This window comes from Streptomyces sp. NPDC048288 (assembly GCF_043201555.1).
In the GTDB taxonomy this organism is placed as follows: domain Bacteria; phylum Actinomycetota; class Actinomycetes; order Streptomycetales; family Streptomycetaceae; genus Streptomyces.
The window spans coordinates 332,173-349,590 of sequence record NZ_JBICZD010000010.1; the positions used below are offsets into that span (position 1 = coordinate 332,173).

The 17,418-nt window shown below is 74.1% G+C and carries 4 protein-coding genes; all 4 read right to left on the reverse strand.

From position 1 onward, the window contains the following. Positions 1 to 3: 3 nt before the first annotated feature. The 4 genes from ACGFZS_RS33760 to ACGFZS_RS33775 all read right to left on the reverse strand — a co-directional run bounded on the left by ACGFZS_RS33760 (position 4) and on the right by ACGFZS_RS33775 (position 17,408). Complete coding sequence (locus tag ACGFZS_RS33760) at positions 4 to 1,695, reverse strand: acyl-CoA dehydrogenase family protein (protein ID WP_393798272.1); 1,692 nt, start codon at positions 1,693 to 1,695, stop codon at positions 4 to 6. Beyond that, complete coding sequence (locus ACGFZS_RS33765; RefSeq protein WP_393798273.1) at positions 1,692 to 3,308, reverse strand: PfaD family polyunsaturated fatty acid/polyketide biosynthesis protein; 1,617 nt, start codon at positions 3,306 to 3,308, stop codon at positions 1,692 to 1,694. The genes ACGFZS_RS33760 and ACGFZS_RS33765 overlap by 4 nt, the downstream gene beginning before the upstream one ends. Before the next feature lie 23 nt (positions 3,309 to 3,331). Continuing rightward, complete coding sequence (locus ACGFZS_RS33770; RefSeq protein WP_393798274.1) at positions 3,332 to 10,534, reverse strand: beta-ketoacyl synthase N-terminal-like domain-containing protein; 7,203 nt, start codon at positions 10,532 to 10,534, stop codon at positions 3,332 to 3,334. 91 nt (positions 10,535 to 10,625) lie between these two features. Continuing rightward, positions 10,626 to 17,408 carry an SDR family NAD(P)-dependent oxidoreductase gene (locus ACGFZS_RS33775; RefSeq protein WP_393798275.1) on the reverse strand — a complete coding sequence of 2,261 codons (6,783 nt, stop codon included), beginning with the start codon at positions 17,406 to 17,408 and terminating at the stop codon, positions 10,626 to 10,628. Positions 17,409 to 17,418: the final 10 nt, after the last annotated feature.

A 17,418-nucleotide genomic window follows, 5' to 3' on the forward strand; every position in this document is an offset into this window, starting at 1 on the left:
CGGTCAGGCCAGGTGGACGGGGAGGGCGCTGAACAGTTGGTCGTGGTCGTGCAGGTCGGTGGTGATGTCGAGGGCGGGGAGCTGGGCGGGGCCCTCGTGACGGGGGTCGGTGCCGGTCGCTCTCGCGAGGAGGTGGGCGAGGGTGGCTTGCAGCCAGGCCGTGGTGAAGAAGGGGTTGGCTTCGTTCGCCCACCAGAGACAGAGGCAGGCGGTGGCCGCGTGGAGCCAGGTGAAGCGGTCGGCGAGGTCCATGAGGCCGGTGTCGCGATCGGCGGCGGCGAGTTCGGCCGGGAGGCCTTCCAGGGCTGCGACGAGTCGGGCTACGAGGTGGGCGGCCGGGAGGTCGGTTGCCGCCGTCAGCCGGGCGAGGGCTTCGGGGGCGATGCAGGGGAGTGCGGCGGTTACGGGGTCCTGGCCGCGGGCGTTGAGGTCGAGACGGTCGGGGGCGTAGGGGGGCAGGGGTTCGTCGAGGTCGAAGATGGTGCGGATCTGGGTTGTGGCCGCGGGTGCGTGGGGGCTGGTCGCGCCCCGCGGCGGAGCCGCTGATTGATGCGGTCCCGCGCCCCTGAGGAACTGCAGCTGGCTTGCGAAGGAGCGGAGGTTCGCCAGGGGGCTGGTGTCCACCACGCGTACTACTGCCGCGTCTCGTTGGAGCTTCTGGAAGAGGTTGTCGCGGAGCACTGCTCTCGATGCCAGGACTCCTCCGCAGCGGCGGAGCACTTCCTCCGTGCTCTCCGCCACCACGTGCTTGGCCGCGCAGCCCCAGACGCTGAAGGTCTCGGGGACCACGTGGATGCCCCTCGACGCGGCCAGGGCGACGGCGTCCGCCGCCAGCAGGGCGGCCGAGGCGATGGCCAGCTCACGCCTGGGATAGGGGGAGGCGAGGACTGTTGTCCGGCCCACGCGGCGGCCCGCCGCGTGGTCCAGGGTCAGGCGCAGGGCCGTGTCGGCGATGCCCAGGCTGCCCGCCATGCTCATCACGCGGACCACCTGCTGGGCCTTCATCACCGACTCCAGTGCCTCGCCCTCGCGGCCCACCAGGGCCTCGCGGGGGACCGGGAAGCGGTCGAAGACGAGGTCGGCGAAGTCGATGCCGCGCATGCCGGCGGTGGGGAGCAGGGGGCCGCGGGTCAGGCCGGGGCCGGTGGTGAGGTCGACGAGGACCGCGGAGAAGGCGGCGGGGCCGCGCTCGCCGGTCCTGGCGACCACGTAGGCCGCCTCGCAGCGGTGGCCGAGGCCGACCAGCCACTTTGTGCCCGTCAACTCCCAGCCGTCGGCGGTCGGTTCGAGGCGGGTCGTGTTGGCGAGCAGGTCGCTGCCGTGGCCGGCCTCGGAGAGGGCGAAGCCGATCGCGCCGCCCTCGGTGAGGATCTCCGCCGCCCGTTTCCGCTGTTCGGGCGAGCCGTGCAGGGCCAGGCAGGTGGCGGCGGTGATGCCGAACATCGTGCCCGGCATGACGTTCAGGTCCCGGCGGGCGGCGGTGCGGACCAGGAGCATGCTGCGGTCGAAGGACTCGAAACGGCCGCCCCACTCCCGGGGGAGGTAGTTGAGGTGGAAGCCGGCCTCGCGGAGCTTCGCGCACAACTCCTCGGGGAACGCGTCCTGTTCGTCACGGGCGACGGCCGCGGCGAAACCGTACGGGTTCGCGGTGTCGTAGGGGTCGCCCAGCAGGCGTTCCAGCGCGTCGGGGGTCATCGGGCGCCCTCCAGGGCGGGTGACTCCAGCGGGACCGGGCGGTAGTCCGCCGCCGAGGACGGGATACGGACGCCCGCGACCCGGAGCTGGGCGAGGCGGGTGTGGAAGGCCGCGCCGCGCATCAGGTGGTGGGCGACGTCGGCGACCCGGCGGTTGCCGGGGGCCTTGAGGTAGCTGGCGGTGACCCAGTCGTTGAAGGCGCCCATCGCCGGGCCGCACCACACCTGGTAGTCCAGGACGCGGTCCGGGTCGCCGGTCGTGGACCAGCGCGAGGCCATGCCCAGGTACCAGCGGAAGACCAGCGCCATCCGCCGCTTCGGACTGCCTGCGGCACGGGCCAGCTGCTCGGGGTCGCGGCGGCTGAAGTAGCCGACGCACTCCTGCCAGACGTCCTCCAGCGGACGGCGGAAGACCTGCGTCTCCAGCTTGGCGCGGTCGGCCGCCGGGAGCGCCTCCAGGCCGTCGCAGGACTGGTACAGCTCGTAGAGGCGCTTCGCGCGCATCGGGAACAGGGTGCCCTTCTTCAGCACCTGGAGTTCCACGCCCATCTCGAACATGTCGGCGGCCGGCGCCATCTCGCAGTCCGCGATGCCCGCGTCCGCGAGCAGCGCCTTGGTGGCCTTCGAGGCACCGGACTCCACGCAGGACTGGTTGACCGAGCCGGTCACCACGTAGGCGGCGCCCATCGCGAAGGCGCCCGCGACCGAGGTGGGGCAGCCCAGCCCGCCGGCCGCGCCGACCCGGATGGGGACCGGGTAGCGGTGCTCGTGCTGGACGGTGTCGCGCAGCCGCAGGATGGTCGGCAGGAGCGCGGGGAGGGGACGCCGGTCGGTGTGGCCGCCGGAGTCGCCCTCGACCGTGATGTCGTCGGCCATCGGCACGTACTTGGCCAGGTCCGCCTGCTCGGCGGTGATCAGGCCCTGGCCGAGCAGCGCGCTGACGAGCGCGGCCGGGGCGGGCCGCATGAAGCGCTCGGCGGTCTCCGGGCGAGAGATCTTCGCGATGAGGCGGTGCTCGGCCACGACCGCCCCGGACGGTTCGCGGCGCAGGCCCGTGAGGCGGTAACGCACCACGTGCGGGCTGAGGTTCATGAAGGCGGACGCCTCCACGCACCGCACCCCGTGGCGCAGGAACAGCTCCACCGCCTCGCGCTCCAGGCGCTCCTCGCTCGGGCTGTGGATCAGGTTGACGGCGTAGGGCAGTCCGGGGATCTCCTGGGCGAACCGGGTGAGGGCCTTGGCGATCGTCTCCGGCAGCAGTCCGGCCGCGCCGTAGGAGGCGAGGAAGCCCTCCCGGGCCAGCGCGACCACCAGGTCGGCGGAGGCGATGCCGCCCGCCATCGCGCCCGCCATGTAGGCGTGCCGGACGCCGTGCGCGGCCAGGAAGGCGGGGGAGCCGAGGGTGCGCGGCGGCAGCGGGGCGACGGCGGCGAGCAGGGGCAGGCCCCGCGGGTCCGCCGTGGCCGAGCCGCCGGCCGCGGCGCCGACGCCGTGCGGGGTGCGGACCACGAAGCAGGGCCGGTCGAGGTCCGCGAGGGCCTCGTAGATGCCCGCCGGGTCGGTGTGCGGGGCGCTCGCTCCCTGCCAGCGCAGCGGAGTGGGCTGGGTGTGCATGACCGGTACGTCTCCTCGAAGCGTCAGGCGTGGGTGTCGTCGGGACGGACCTCGATGGCCACGTCGGTGAGCTCGTAGATGCGCAGACCCGGCTTCCACAGGTCGGCGTCGGCGATCACGACCAGCCGGTCGCCGTCCCGGCGCACCTCCTTGACGTGCACGTCGAAGCTCAGCTCGGCGTCGTGGCGCAGGATCTGGCCCCGGTACTTCCAGGCCATGGCCACCCCGGTGCCGAGCGCGAACCGGGGCCGCTCGATGCCGTCCGCCAGGCCCTGCTCCAGCACGTACAGGCGCATGGCCTGGAGGATCGCCTCCACCCCGAGCGAGCCGGGCATCACCGGGTCGCGGTGGAAGTGGCAGTCGAAGTACCACTCGTCGGGCCGGATCGCGCGGTGGCCGTGCAGATATCCCCGGCCGTGCCGGCCGCCGTCCTCGACCAGGTCGACGTGGTCCACGAGGTGGAAGTGCCCGGCCGGGAGCCGCAGCTCGCCGCTGAACTGCGGTGCGCCGTCGGGGAGTTCGATACGGCGGACGTTCTCCGGCCTCGCCTGCTCGATCCAGGGGGCGACATGGGTGCCGTTGTCCAGGCCCACCTGGTTGGCGAGCGCGGCCTCGCTGAAGTAGCCGAAGAGGGACTCGCCGGTGTAGAACACCTCGCCGTCGGCGGAGAGTTCGTAGCGGAAGTTCTGGAGCACGGCACCCGAGACCGCGCTGGTCATCAGGAGCGTGGAACGGTGCCGGATCGTCCTGCCGCGCAGGTCCACGTCCTTGACGAGGGTCGCCGTGCCGTCGAGGTTGCGGATCGAGTACTGGGTCTCCGGCTGCTTGAGGGTGGCGCCCAGGTAGTAGCCGAGCAGGATCGCCGCCTGCAGCGACGTCTCCATGTACACGCAGTTGGGCATGTGCGGGTGGGAGTTCTCGCCGTAGTACCAGGCGTCGGCCGGGGAGTCGTACTCCGTGACCATCTCCGCGCCCGGCTTCAGCTCACCGCGCACCCCCTTGAGCTGCATGATCCGGTCGACGAACTGGAAGTCGCCGTTGGGGATGTACGGGGCCCGGCTGTCGCGGTAGACGTCGAACTCCGGGCCCATCGCCGTACCCAGGTCGCCCTTCGCGGCGTGCGCGAGATGCAGTTCGTTGATCATCGCGGGCTCGCCGGAGCGGTTGCGGCGGCCGAGGAACTCCGGGACACCGCCGAGCGGGGGGCGGTACGGGGTGCCGTCCTTCTCCCGGACCTGGATGCCGAAGTTCCGCATCCGGATCACCGCCTTGTCGCCCAGGTACACCAGGACGTCGGCGATCACGGACGGCCGAGGCAGCAGCGTCAGCTCCATGACCTCGATCTCGTACCGGATCTCCCGGTGCTCCGGGGTGATCTGGCCGCGCACCTGCACCTCGGTCTCCAGGCCGACGATGGTCTGGAAGCGGGCGTCCGGCAGCACCAGGTGCATGCCCTGGTGGAGGAGGTACGCCTGGAGGGTCTGCACCGCGCCCTCCGCCACCATCGAGCCGGCCAGCACCGGGTCGTCGGGGAAGTGGCACTCGAAGTACCAGGCGTCCGGCTCCAGGCGCTTGTACGCGGTGATCGCGCCGAGCCCGCGCGGGCCGCCGGTGCGGTCGATGCGGATCTCGTCGACCATGCGCAGGCGGGCGTCGGGCAGCCGGAGGGCCGGGTTGAGGCCCGGGTCCTGGGCGTGGTGCGGGCCGAAGACGTCGCCGGGCCTGCCTTCGGCGAGCAACTCCAGGTCCGCCGCGCTGAGATGGTTCTTGTCGGTGTCGGCGAGCGGCTTGAACCAGGTCTTCGTCAGCGCTGCCCGCCGCTGCCGCTCCTTCTCGGTGACGACCACGCCGAGCGGGGTGGCCAGCTCCGCCGCGGAGAAGAACCCGGCGCAGGCGTCCTTGAGTTCGAGGATCAGCTCGCCGTCGGCGTAGCAGAGGTAGCTGAAGAAGAAGAGGGTGGTGTCGCCCTGGCGGACGAACCGGTTGATCGAGATGTCGTAGCGCAGGGTCTGGCCGGTGCGCGGCAGGTCGCCGTGGAAGACCAGCTTGCTGTCGAGCAGCCGGTAGACGCGCTCGCCCTTGTTGCGGAAGTCGATGCCCAGATAGCTGATCAGCAGCAGGTCGCACTGGCCGGCCTCGATGGCCACGGCCGGCGGCACCCCGCCGTCCACCGCGTACCAGGCGTCCTCGGGCACGTCGTACTCGGTACGGATGAACGACGGCTCGTACACCCCGGTCTCCGCCTGGAGCGCGGTCACCCGGGTGACGAAGTGGTACGGCGGCGCGGGCAGCCGGACCCGCTTGGCGTAGCCGTCGATCTCGGCGAACTCGGGACCGAACACGTCGGTGAGACGGCCGGTGGCGAAGGCGAGGAGCTGCCGCTCGTCCCAGATGACACCGGGGGTGCGCGGTGCTGCGGCCGGCGGCAGCGCGGGGGCCTCGGCGGCGGGGTGCACGGCCGTGGGCTCGATGACCACGGGTGCGACGACCGCGGGTTCGGCCACACCGGGTGCGACGGGCCGGGCCGGGCCGGCCGCCGGGGTGTCTCCGTCCAGCAACGCCTCCATCCGGGCCAGCGTGTGGTCCTGGAGGATGCGCTGGGTCTCCATGACCACCGAGTGCGTGGCCACCATCTGCTGCCGGATCTGACGGATGAAGTCACCGGCGGAGGTGGCCGAGGCGGCCGAGGTGGCCGAGGCGGCGCCCGCGTGGGCGGTCGGTGCGGTCGGTGCGGTGGGCTGGTTCTGGGCTGCCCCGGGCGGTGTCGCCGCCTCCGGCTGTTCCGCCCAGGGCAGGAACGCGAGGGGGTCGCCGTCGAAGGTGAGGACCTCGGTGTCTTCGAGCGTCGGGTCGGCGGGCATCAGGTCGGTTACCTCCAGCGAGACGGCGGCCACGGGGGCGGGCCGCGCGTCCTCGGCGTCTACGGGGGCGCCCACGGCGGCCTGCACGGCCGTACGGACGCCGGGGGTGGCGTGGACCGGGGCGGGCGGGGCGGGGGCCCGCCGCGCGATCTGGGCCGGGACGGACGGGCCGCCGCCGACCGGCACCCGCAGCAGCGGGGTGCGCGCGGCCGTCACCGGGTCCGGGCCGAGCAGCGCGGCCAGGTCGACCGGCAGGCCGTGGGCGACCAGCCGGGCGGCGAGCTGGGCCACGGACCGGGCGGCCGGCACGCCCCGGCGGTCCACCGGCATCGCCACGTGCGCGGCCTCGCCCAGCGTGTCGTGCACCCAGCGGGTGCAGGTCGCGCCGGGGCCGGCCTCGACGAAGTAGCGGAACCCCCGGTCGTACGCGGTGCGCACGAGCCGCGGGAAGTCGATGGTGTCCCGCAGGGTCCGGGCGATGCGCCGGGCCACCTCCGCCCGGTCGAGGTCGCCGACGGGCCGGTAGTCGTAGGCGCTGAACAGTTCGAGGCCGCCGACGGATCCCGTGGGATGGTCGTTGAGTTCGGCCAGTCCGGTGAGTTCGCCGTCCACGGCCGGGCAGTGCATCACCGAGCCGACGGGGGAGCGGGCCGAGGGGCAGCCCAACTCCGCGATCAGCGCCCGGCACCGGGCCGGATCGCCGGCGACGACCACCTCGGTGGGCGTGTTGACGTGGGTGAGGAAGACCCGGTCGTGGCGGGCGAGGGCCTCGGTGACGCGGTCCGCCGACTCCAGCAGCACGAAGCTGCCCCACACGGCCTCGTCCGGGGTGTCCTCGGGAAGCTTCCACAGCTCGCGGACCGTGCGCCGGGGGCCGGTCAGCCGGTCCCGGAACAGGGGTGTGGCACTGATCCGGTCGTCCCGGCGGGCCGAGCGCCGCCAGCCGCCGGTGGCGAACAGCATGCTGGACTCGCCCAGGCTGTAGCCGAACGCGCCGTGCGCCGTCACCCCGAGCCGCTCGCGGACCAGGTCCGTGTAGAGGATCGCGAAGGTGGTGCCGGTGGCGAGCATGAAGGGGATGTCCTCGCCGAGTTCGCCCTCCAGCCGCATCAAGTCCCGCCGTTCCAGGGCGGCTTGGGTGCGCGGATACAGCTGAGCCGCGCGGAACATCCGGTCCGGGTCGCCCGCCTGAGCCTCGAAGGTGTCGAGCAGGGAGGGAAAGGCGCGGAACAGGTCCCGGCCCAGTCCCGGGTAGGAGTTGAAGGCGCCCGGATAGACCAGGGCCACCTTGCCGTCCGGTCCGATCGGCCGGGGGGTGAAGCAACTGCCCGCGGGAGTCGTCCACTCCTCGCCCCCGGCGTGCGCCTCGCGCAGGCTGCGGGCCGCCAGTTCCACCTGCTGGAGCAGCTGTTCGCGGTCCTTGCCGACGAGTACGACCCGCAGCGCGCTGCCCGGGAGCCGCTCGGCCGCGGCCCGGCCCAGGCGGTACGGGTCGGCGCCCTCGCCCAGCAGCTCGGCGTGGCGGGCGACCTCGGCCAGCAGCCCGTCCAGGTCCGCCGCCCCCAGCGCCAGCAGCGCCGGAGCACCGGCCCGCCGCCAGTCGGTGGCGACGACCCCGCCGCGCGTGGTCCCGGCGGAGAGCACCAGGTGGCCGTGGGCGCCGTCGGAGCCGATGACGTTCACGGCGGCGTAGCGGCGCCGCGCGTGGTTGGTGCGCAGCCACGGCCGGGAGACGTCCGGGACGTGCAGGGCGGAGGCGGCGAACCGTTCCGCCAGCTCCGGCGCGGGCCGGCGCCAGCCGGGCACTCCGGGCAGGTAGCCGTGGTGCAGGCAGAGCACCGCCCTGAGCAGCGCGGCCAGCGCGGACGCCCCGGCCGTGTCGCCGACCTGGGCCTTGGCGCTGCCGAGGGCCACGGTGCCCGAACCGGCGGGGTAGACCCGCGCCAGCGCCTCGACCTCGGCCGCGTCCCGCACCGCCGTACCGCCCGCGTGCGCCTCGACATAGCCCACCTCGCCGGGCCCGATCCCGGCGGCGGCCAGCGCCTGCCCGGCGGCCCCGGCCAGCGCCTCGGCGTCGGCCTCCGGGAGCCGGCCGTCGACGGGAGCGGAGTGCTGTACGGCGATGGAGTCCACGCGGGCATAGGCGGCGGGCCGGGTCCCCGGGCGGGTCACCACGACCGCGCCCGCGCCCTCGCCGATCCGGACGCCGCGCTGTCCGTCGCCGAAGGTCAGGCCCGCGCCCGCGACCGGGGCCGTACCGCGCAGCAGCAGGCTCTCGGGGGAGCCCGCCAGGTCGACCGCGCCGACCAGGACGGCCTCCACCGTGTCGTCCAGGAGCAGCAGTTGGGCGATCTGCAGGGCTTCGGCGGCCCCCGCGCCGTCGGAGGAGACGGTGAAGGAGGGGCCGGTCAGGTTCCAGAGGGAGGAGATCCGGCCGGCCATGATGTTGCCGATGTAGCTGAGCACCTCGTTGGCGACGATCGGCTGGTGGATCGCCTCGCGGGCGGCCTGCGCGAGGTCGCCCGGCAACTCCAGACCGGCGTCCGCGTAGGCCCGTTGAAGGAAGTCGCCGATGCCGTGCCGGGCCAGGTGCAGATGGGCGCTGGGCTCGATCTCCATGGCGACGACCACCGCGATCCGGCGCGGCTCGGGTGCCTTGGCGCCCGCCGGTACGGTCCGGTCGTACCCGGCGTCGCGCAGCGCCTCGTCGGCGACCTTGGACATCAGGGCGTGCTGGAGGTTGTAGTTGCGCAGGTCGGCCGGGGGAATACGGTGGTCGGCGGGGTCCATCTCGATCCGGTCGACGAAACCGCCCTCGGGCAGCCGCGCCCGGTCGAGTCCGGCCCGTGCCAGGGTGCCGCCCGCGGTGTCCTCCAGGCCCCGCCAGCGGTGTTCGGGGAGCGGCCGAAAGGCGTCGGTGCCGTCGTGCAGGGCGCGTTCGAAGGCGGCGGCCGAGTCGAGGGTGCCGAAGTGCGCGCCGAGACCCACGATGTCGAGGGCGGGCGGCACGGCCGGCGCCGACTCGACCTCCTCGTCGGCCTGCTGGGAGAGGACGACGTGCGCGTTCGTGCCGCCGAAACCGAACGCGGAGACGGCGGCCCGGCGCGGGCCCGGACGCCCGACCGGCCAGGGGCGGGCCTCGCGGACCACCGGCAGGTCGTCGGTGAGGGGCCGGTCGACGCCGATCGTCGGCGGCAGCTCGCCGTGGCCCATCGCCAGGATCACCTTCAGCAGACTGCTCAGGCCCGCCACGGTCAGCAGATGGCCCAGGTTTCCCTTGACCGAGCCGAGCGGCGGCACGGCCGCGCCCCGGGCGCCGAACCAGCCGGTCACCGACTCGGCCTCGGTGCCGTCGCCGATCGGGGTACCGGTGGCGTGGCACTCCAGGTAGTCGACCTCATCGGGGCCGAACCCGGCCCGCGCGTAGGCGAGTTCGTAGGAGGCGAGCTGGCCGGCCGGGTTCGGGACCAGCAGGTGGCGGCCGGCGCCGTCGTTGGACAGGCCGATGCCGTCCACGACCGCGTGGATCCGGTCGCCGTCCGCGAGCGCGTCCGCGAGCCGCCGTACCGCGACCATGCCCGCGCCCTGCCCGGTGAGGATGCCGGTGGAGCGGGCGTCGAAGGGCTGGCTGATCCCGTTCTCCGGGTAGGCGTGCAGATCGGAGAAGGAGAGGTGGATCAGGGTCGGGTCGGGGGCGCAGACCCCGCCCGCCAGGACCAGGTCGGCCTGTCCGGCGGCCAGGTGGTCGCAGGCCAGCTTGAGGGCGTAGAGCGCCGAGGAACAGGCCGCGTCCAGGGCGTAGCGGGGGCCGCCGAGGCCGAGGGCGGTGGCCGTGATCCGGGCGGGCGCACCGCTGACCCGGGCGTTCGCCGGGTGGACGGCGGCCGGGTCGAGGAGCGCGGCCGGCGGCGGCGCCGGGTGCCCGGAGCGCCGTACGCCCTCCAGGACCGCCTCCTGGACCAGCGGCAGGCTGATGCGGGCCGAGGCAGGGGTGGGGAAGGAGTAGTCGCCCACCACCAGGCCGGTGCGGGCGAGGAGTTCGGGGCGGTCCGCGTGGCCGCTGTCGCGCAGGGCCTCGCGGGCCGTGTGCAGGGACCAGTGGAAGACGCGGTCGAGGCGGGTCAGCTCCTCCGGACGGAGCCGGTAACCGGTCGGATCGAACTCGAAGCCGGTGACGAAGCCGCCGCGCACACAGGTGATGGCGTGCTCCGGGTCGGCGAGAGCGGGGTCGGGGGCCGGGCCGAAGACGTCCGTGCCGCCCTCGGTGCGGCTGTCGACGCCGTCGCGCAGGTTCCTCCAGAACGCGTCGGGGGTCTCCGCCCCCGGGAACAGGCAGGAGATACCGACGATCGCGTACTTGCTCATAGCGCTGTTTCCTCCAGGAGGCCGCCGGGGCCCGGCGGGCGGTGGGGAAATCCCGCCCGCCGGGACCGGCGGTCCATAGGTCGGCGTCGGCTCAGCGGCGGGCGAACGAGGCGGCCAGCTGCGGGGTGGACACGACCGACACACCGGTGAACCGGGTCAGCACCCGTCCGTCGGGCGCGCAGGCGGTCACCGTGAGCGTGGCGCCCGTGCCGTTCACCTGGAGCGGCTCCACGACGACCAGGAACGGCTCGCCGTCGGGCAGCGCCGCGAACAGTTCGGCCCGGGCCACCCCCACCGGCAGCGTCGCCGTGTCGCGGTTGACCCGCATCCACACCAGCGCGGCCTGCAGCAGCAGGTCGGCGGTGCCGGGCGCGTACCGCGCGGACCCGAACGCCCCGCCCGCGGGCCGGTGTTCGGCCAGCGCGCACTCCAGGACCAGCCGGTTCCCGTCCGACGCCAGCACCCGGCGCAGCCCGCGCAGCGACGGACCGTGGAACAGCGTGCCGTCGGCGTAGAAGACCTGCGCGTCGTCGCCGGCGCCCGGGGCGGGCAGCCCGGCGAGCCGGGGAGCCTCGGCCGGTCCGGCGCCGAACCGCACCCGCGCCGCGTACCGCGGCCGTACGGCGCCGTCCTCGGCCAGCGAGCGGATCGCCACGTCGGCCTCGGTGCCGTCCGGCACCGGGTCCACGGTCAGCTGGAAGCGGCCGGCGTCGGCCGCGCCGTCGAAGACGACCCCCTTGTGCACCGCGAAGTCCCGGACCTCGGCGACCTCGCCGCCGGTCAGCCGCTCGACCGAGCCCACCGCCCAGCCCAGCGCCGCCGTGGCCGGCAGCACCGGCGCGTCACCGATGACATGGTCGGCGACCAGCGGTTCGGCGGCCAGCGCGGACAGGTCCCGTTCCAGGACCACCGGCGCCGCCGGAGCGGTCCGCTCCGGCACCGACAGCGGAGTGGTCGGACCGAGCACGACGACCGTGTCACCGGCCCGCTCGGGCGCGAACTGCTCGGTGAACAGCCGCGTTCCGGTCTCCTCGGGGATCAGCGCGATCCCGCGTTCCTCGAAGACCGCCTTGATCTGCGGCGAGACCATCCCGCTGTCCCAGGCGCCCCAGTTCAGCGACGTGACGTGCGCCTCGGGGTGGTCGGCGCGGAAGGCACCGGCCCAGGTGTTGAGCACCTCGTTGGCCATCGCGTAGTCCGACTGGCCCCGGTTGCCGAAGAACCCGGCGACCGACGAGAACAGCGCGATGTGGCGCAGCCGTTCGGCGGGCAGCGCGGCCACGACCGAACGCAGCCCGCCCAGCTTGACGGCGAGGACCCGCTCGATCTCGGCGGCCTTCTTCGCGGCGATCAGCTGGTCCGCGAGCACCCCCGCGCCGTGCACCAGACCGGTGATCCGCTCCCGGTACGGCGCCAGGGCCGCGGCGGTGGCGGCCGCGTCCGTGATGTCCACGGCCAGGTACTCGGCCTCGGCGCCGGCCGCCCGGATGCCGGCCAGGGTCTGCCGGACCTCACGCTCGCCGACCACCGCTTGGTAGAGCTGCTCGACCCGCTTCGGGGTCGGCTTCTCCCCGGCCGCCTTCAGCTGCTCGACGGCGGCGGCCTTCAGCGCGCCCGCGTCGGTCAGCCCGTTCGCCCACGCCGGCTCGGTGCCGAGCGCGGTACGGCCGAGCAGCAGCAGGCCCGGCCGGTGCGCGGCCGCCAGCGCCACCGCGCAGCGGGCGGTGATGCCCCGGCCGCCGCCGGTGACGACCAGCAGGTCGTCCGAGGTGAGCGGGGCGCCCGAGCGGGCCTGTCGGGCCTCCTCGCCGAGGGTGAGGGCGACCCGGCGGATCCCGTCGCGGCCCACCTGGACCGGGTCGGCGCTCGCGTCGGACAGCTCCTCCACCACCAGCTCGGCCGCCTCGGCCGCACCCAGCCCCGGGGCCAGGTCCAGCGCGCGGCAGAACAGCTCCGGCGCCTCCACGGCGAGGGTCTTCACCAGACCGCCGACGCCGCCCGCGGGCGCCGCGTCCTCGGCGACCCCGGTGAGCCCGAAGGCTCCGTCGAGCCGGGTGACGGTCACGAACGCCGCACGGTGACCGGTCGCGGCCGCCGCGGTGAGCGGGGCGACCAGGTGCCGGGCGGTCAGCAGGGTGTGCGCGAGGCGGCGCACGCCCTCGCCCCACGGCAGCCCGTCCGCCGCCGCGAACGTGACGGCCAGGTGCAGCGGGGTGGCGCCCGACTCGTCGATCCGGGAGGCCAGTTCGGTGGCCCCCCAACCGGTCAGCGGCAGGTCCGCCGCCCCGGCCACCCGCTGCGGGACACCGGGCAGCCGCAGCACCCGCACCTGCCACCCGGCGCCGCCGAGCCGCGCGGCGACGGCCTGCGCGACCTCGCTGCCGTCGTCCACGACGAGCGCGGTCGCCCCCTGCGGATAGGCGCCGACCAGACGGTCCGGGAACGGCAGCTCCCGCAGGGCTGCGTGCCCACGGCCGATGGGGGAGACCACGGCCGACGGCTGCGGAGCCGCCGTGGGCGCGGGCGCGGCCACCGGCCCGGTCTCGGCGCCCCCGGACAGCCCGGTCACGAAGCCGACGATGTCACCCAACGTCCGCAGTTCGGCGAGCTGTTCGGGTCCGACGGGGGTGGGGCTGGGGAACTGTTCTTGCAGGACGCCCATGATCTCGACGCGTTTGATGGAGTCGATGCCGAGGTCGGCCTCGACGTCCATGCCGAGGTCGAGCATCTCGGCGGGGTAGCCGGTCTTCTGCGAGACGACACCGAGCAGCGCGGCGCGTACGTCGTCGGAGGAGACGGCCACGGCGGCGGGAGTAGTGGTAGTGGAGGTGTCTGCCGCGTCGCCGCCCCCGAGCTCCAGGACGAAGCCGACGATCTCGTTCAACGTCCGCAGTTCGGCGAGCTGTTCGGGTCCGACGGGGGTGGGGCTGGGGAACTGTTCCTGGAGGACGCCCATGATCTCGACGCGTTTGATGGAGTCGATGCCGAGGTCGGCCTCGACGTCCATGCCGAGGTCGAGCATCTCGGCGGGGTAACCCGTCTTCTGCGCCACCACACCGAGCAGCGCGGCCGTCACGGCCTCCGTGCTGAACGCGGTGCCGGGCGCGGAGGCCTCGGCCACCGCCGGGGCGCTGTCACCGCCGAGGCTGAGCACGAAGCCGACGATCTCGCTCAGCGTGCGCAGTTCGGCGAGCTGCTCCGGGCCGACCGGGGCCGGGCTCGGGAACCGCTCCTGCAGCACCCCCATGATCTCGACGCGCTTGATGGAGTCGATGCCCAAGTCCGCCTCCACGTCCATGCCGAGGTCGAGCATTTCCGCCGGGTAGCCGGTCTTCTGGGACACGACGTCGAGCAGGGCCGCCGCGATGTCGTCGGCGGCGGGGGCTTCCCGCGCAGGCGCAGGCGCAGGCGCGGCCGAGGCCACGGGCGCGGGCGGCAGCGGAGCGACGGGCGTGCCCGGGGCCTGCGGAAGCGCTGCCGGGGCCGGTGCGGCCTGTACGGGCACGGCCGGGGCGGCGGGGACGGCCGCCGGTGCCCCGGTGCCGGCGGGAGCGGGCGGCGCGACGGGTGCCCCGCCCTGCCCGAACTCCATCGACGCCAGGTCCCGCAGGATCTCGTTGGCCCGCAGATGCGTGCGCCCGATGGCCAGCCCGTGGTCCTTCACCGAGGCCAGGCCCGGGATCACGTGGTCGACGCGGCCCTGTTCGTCGGCCCGCTCCAGCAGGCCCATCATGCGCTGGGCGCTGCTGAGCTGCCCGTTGAGATAGTCGTCGTGCAGGGCCAGGTGGTCGGCGATCAGCGCGGAGAGCCGATCGTCGGCGGGGGCCGGGGCGGGGTGCTCTTCTTCCACGGGCTCGCTCTCCAGGACGTCTGCGGGGAGGGGCGGTACGGGGACGGGCCGCTGCTCCACGGCGGTCACCGCGAGAGGCGTCGGGGCTTCTTCGACGACCGGCACCGAGGCTTCCACCGAGGCCACCGAGGCCACCGAGGCCACCGAGGCCACGGCGGCCACCGAGGCCATGGCTGCCGCCGCCGGCGCCACCCGGTACCCGTTCTCCAGCGCCTCGCGATACGCGGCCCGGCGCGCCTCGGGCACATGGTTGATGCCATTCAGCGGTACGGTCATGCCCTTGACCGGCTCGACGGCAGGCGTTTCCGCCACATAGGCGTCAGTGGTCGCCAACGGCAGGCCCAGCACGGCGAGTTGGGCCACCGCCCGCTTCAGCGTGAGGTCGGCGTCACCGCCGCTGCCGGGATCCAGCCGCACCGCGACGTGCGGGCGCTCCCCGAGGATGCGGTCCACCAGCCGGGTCAGCACCCCCTTCGGGCCGAACTCCACGAACGTACGGAAGCCCGCCGCGTACATCTCCTCGACCCGGGCGGCGAACTCGACCGGCTTGACCAGCTGCTCCACCAGCGTCCGCCGGTTGGCGTCGGGGTCCGGACCGTAGGCCGCGCCCGGCGAGTTGGCGAACACCGGGCGGCCCGGCTCGCCGATCACCGCGTCCGCGACGGCCTGCCCGAACTCCTCCACCGCATGGCCCACGAACGGCGTGTGGAAGGCCGCCGACACCGGCAGCCGCAGCGCCCGTACACCGGCCGCGCCCGCCGCCTCGACGAACCGCTCCACCGCCTGGGTGGCGCCGCCGACCACGATCTGGTCGGCCGCGTTGCGGTTGCAGACGATCAGCTCGCCGAACTGGGCGAGCAGATGACTCACCTGCTCCTCGGAGGCGGTGACGGCGGCCATCGCCCCGGCGTCCGCGTCGCCCCGCGGGGCCATCGCGGCGCCCCGGGCCCGGGCCAGCGTGAAGTAGGTGTCGTCGTCGATCGCGCCGGACGCCCACAGCGCGGCCAGCTCACCGAAGCTGTGCCCGAGGAAACCGTCGGCGCAGAAGCCGAGTCCGGTCAGATACCGGTACTGGCCGGCGGCCAGGGCGCCGATCGCGGGCTGCGCGTACTCGGTGCGGCGCAGCTCGGTCTCCTGGGCGGCGCGGGTGACCTCGTCGAAGGCGGGCGGCGGGAACGCCACCCGGGACAGCGGGAGTTCGTGGTCGCCGAAGGCCGCGTTGGCCCGGTCGAAGGCCGCCCGCAGCGGGGGCAGTGCGAGGACGGCCGTCCGGCCGGGCTCGACGTACTGGCTGCCCTGTCCGGCGAAGAGCGCGCCCACCTTGCCGAGGTCGGCGCCGGTGCGGCGGAAGTGGACGCCCTTGGGGTGCGACCAGGCCTCGGCGTCCGGTTCGGCCCGCAGCCGCTCGGCGGCCAGCGCGCGCAGCTCGGCGAGTTCGGCCTCGGAGCGGGCGACCAGGGCGAGCCGGGGGTGGCCGTGCGGAGCGGGGTCGGTGCGGGGCTCGGCCGCGCCGTCCACCGCCCGCAGCAGACCACTCATGTCAGGTGCATGCCAGATGAACACCTGGCTCACCGGGAACATCACCCGCAGGTCGTCCCCGTCGCCGTGCTCCTCCAGGACGAGGTGGAAGTTGGTGCCGCCGAAGCCGAACGAGGACATGGCCGCCCGGCGCTGCGGCCGGCGCGGGTCGCGGATCCAGGGGCGGGTGCGGGTGCCGACGTAGAACGGGCTCGCGGACCAGTCGATGGCCGGGTTGGGCCGGTCGACGTTGATGGTCGGCGGCAGCAGCCGGTGGTGCAGGGCCAGCGACAGCTTGATCATGCCGGCCGCTCCGGCGGCCGCCTTGGTGTGCCCGATCTGCGACTTCACACTGCCGACGGCGGCGAACTGCCGTTCCTCGGTGTACTCCGAGACCACCGCCGACAGCGCGGACAGCTCGGTCGCCTCGCCCACCGCCGTGCCCGTGCCGTGCGCCTCGAACAGCTCGATCGAGTCCGGGGTGACGTCCGCGTCCTCGTAGGCCCGGCGCAGGGCCGCCATCTGCCCCTCCTTGCGCGGGGCGTAGATGGACTTGAAGCGGCCGTCGCTGGACGAGCCGATGCCCCGCAGCACCGCGTAGATCCGGTTGCCGTCGCGCTCGGCGTCGGCCAGGCGGCGCAGCGCCAGCATGCCGATGCCCTCGCCGATCAGGGTGCCGTCGGCGTCCGCGTCGAACGGGCGGATCCGCCCGGCCTTGGAGAAGGCGGGCGTCTTCGAGAAGCACAGGTACATGAAGATGGTGTTCTCGGCGTCGCAGCCGCCCACCAGCATCATGTCCGAGCGGCGCTCCAGCAGGTCGCTGACGGCCGACTTGACCGCGCCGAGCGAGCTGGCGCAGGCCGCGTCGATCGTCATGTTGGTGCCGCCGAGGTCGAGCCGGTTGGCGATCCGGCCCGCGACGACGTTGCCCAGCATGCCGGGGAAGGAGTTCTCCTCCCAGGGCGCGAAGGCCAGCTTGAACTTCTCCGCGATCTCCTCCGCGTCCCGGTCGGAAAGGCCGCAGGAGCGTACGACTTCCTTGAGCACCGGCGTCTGCAGCCGGGCGGACAGCGGCTGGGTGAGCTGGTTGGCGCCGGTCACGCCGAGGACCACACCGGTGCGCGAGGCGTCGTACCAGCCCTGGTCCGCGCCCGCGTCCTTGAGCAGGTCACGGGCCACGACCAGGCTCAGCAGCTGGAGGACGTCGGTGACTTCGAGGGTGTTGGGCGGCAGCCCGAACTCCAGCGGGTTGAACGGGACGTCGGGGATGAAGCCGCCGCGCCGGGAGTACGTCTTGTCGGGGGCGGCGGGGTCGGAGTCGTAGTGCTCCGACACGTCCCAGTGGGTCGCGGGGACGTCCTCGATGCAGTCGGCGGCGGAGACCACGTTCGCCCAGAACTCGCGCAGGTCACGCGACTTGGGGTACAGGGCGGACAGGCCGACGACGGCGATGGGATCGCGGGCCAGCCGGCGATCGAGGTCGGACGAGCGGTGCGAAGCGTTCACGGCGAGGCTC

Bases quoted from the DNA above. Each gene is read 5' to 3' on its own strand.
- ACGFZS_RS33760 (WP_393798272.1), bottom strand. From the start codon at position 1,695: ATGACCCCCGACGCGCTGGAACGCCTGCTGGGCGACCCCTACGACACC.
- ACGFZS_RS33765 (WP_393798273.1), bottom strand. From the start codon at position 3,308: ATGCACACCCAGCCCACTCCGCTGCGCTGGCAGGGAGCGAGCGCCCCG.
- ACGFZS_RS33770 (WP_393798274.1), bottom strand. From the start codon at position 10,534: ATGAGCAAGTACGCGATCGTCGGTATCTCCTGCCTGTTCCCGGGGGCG.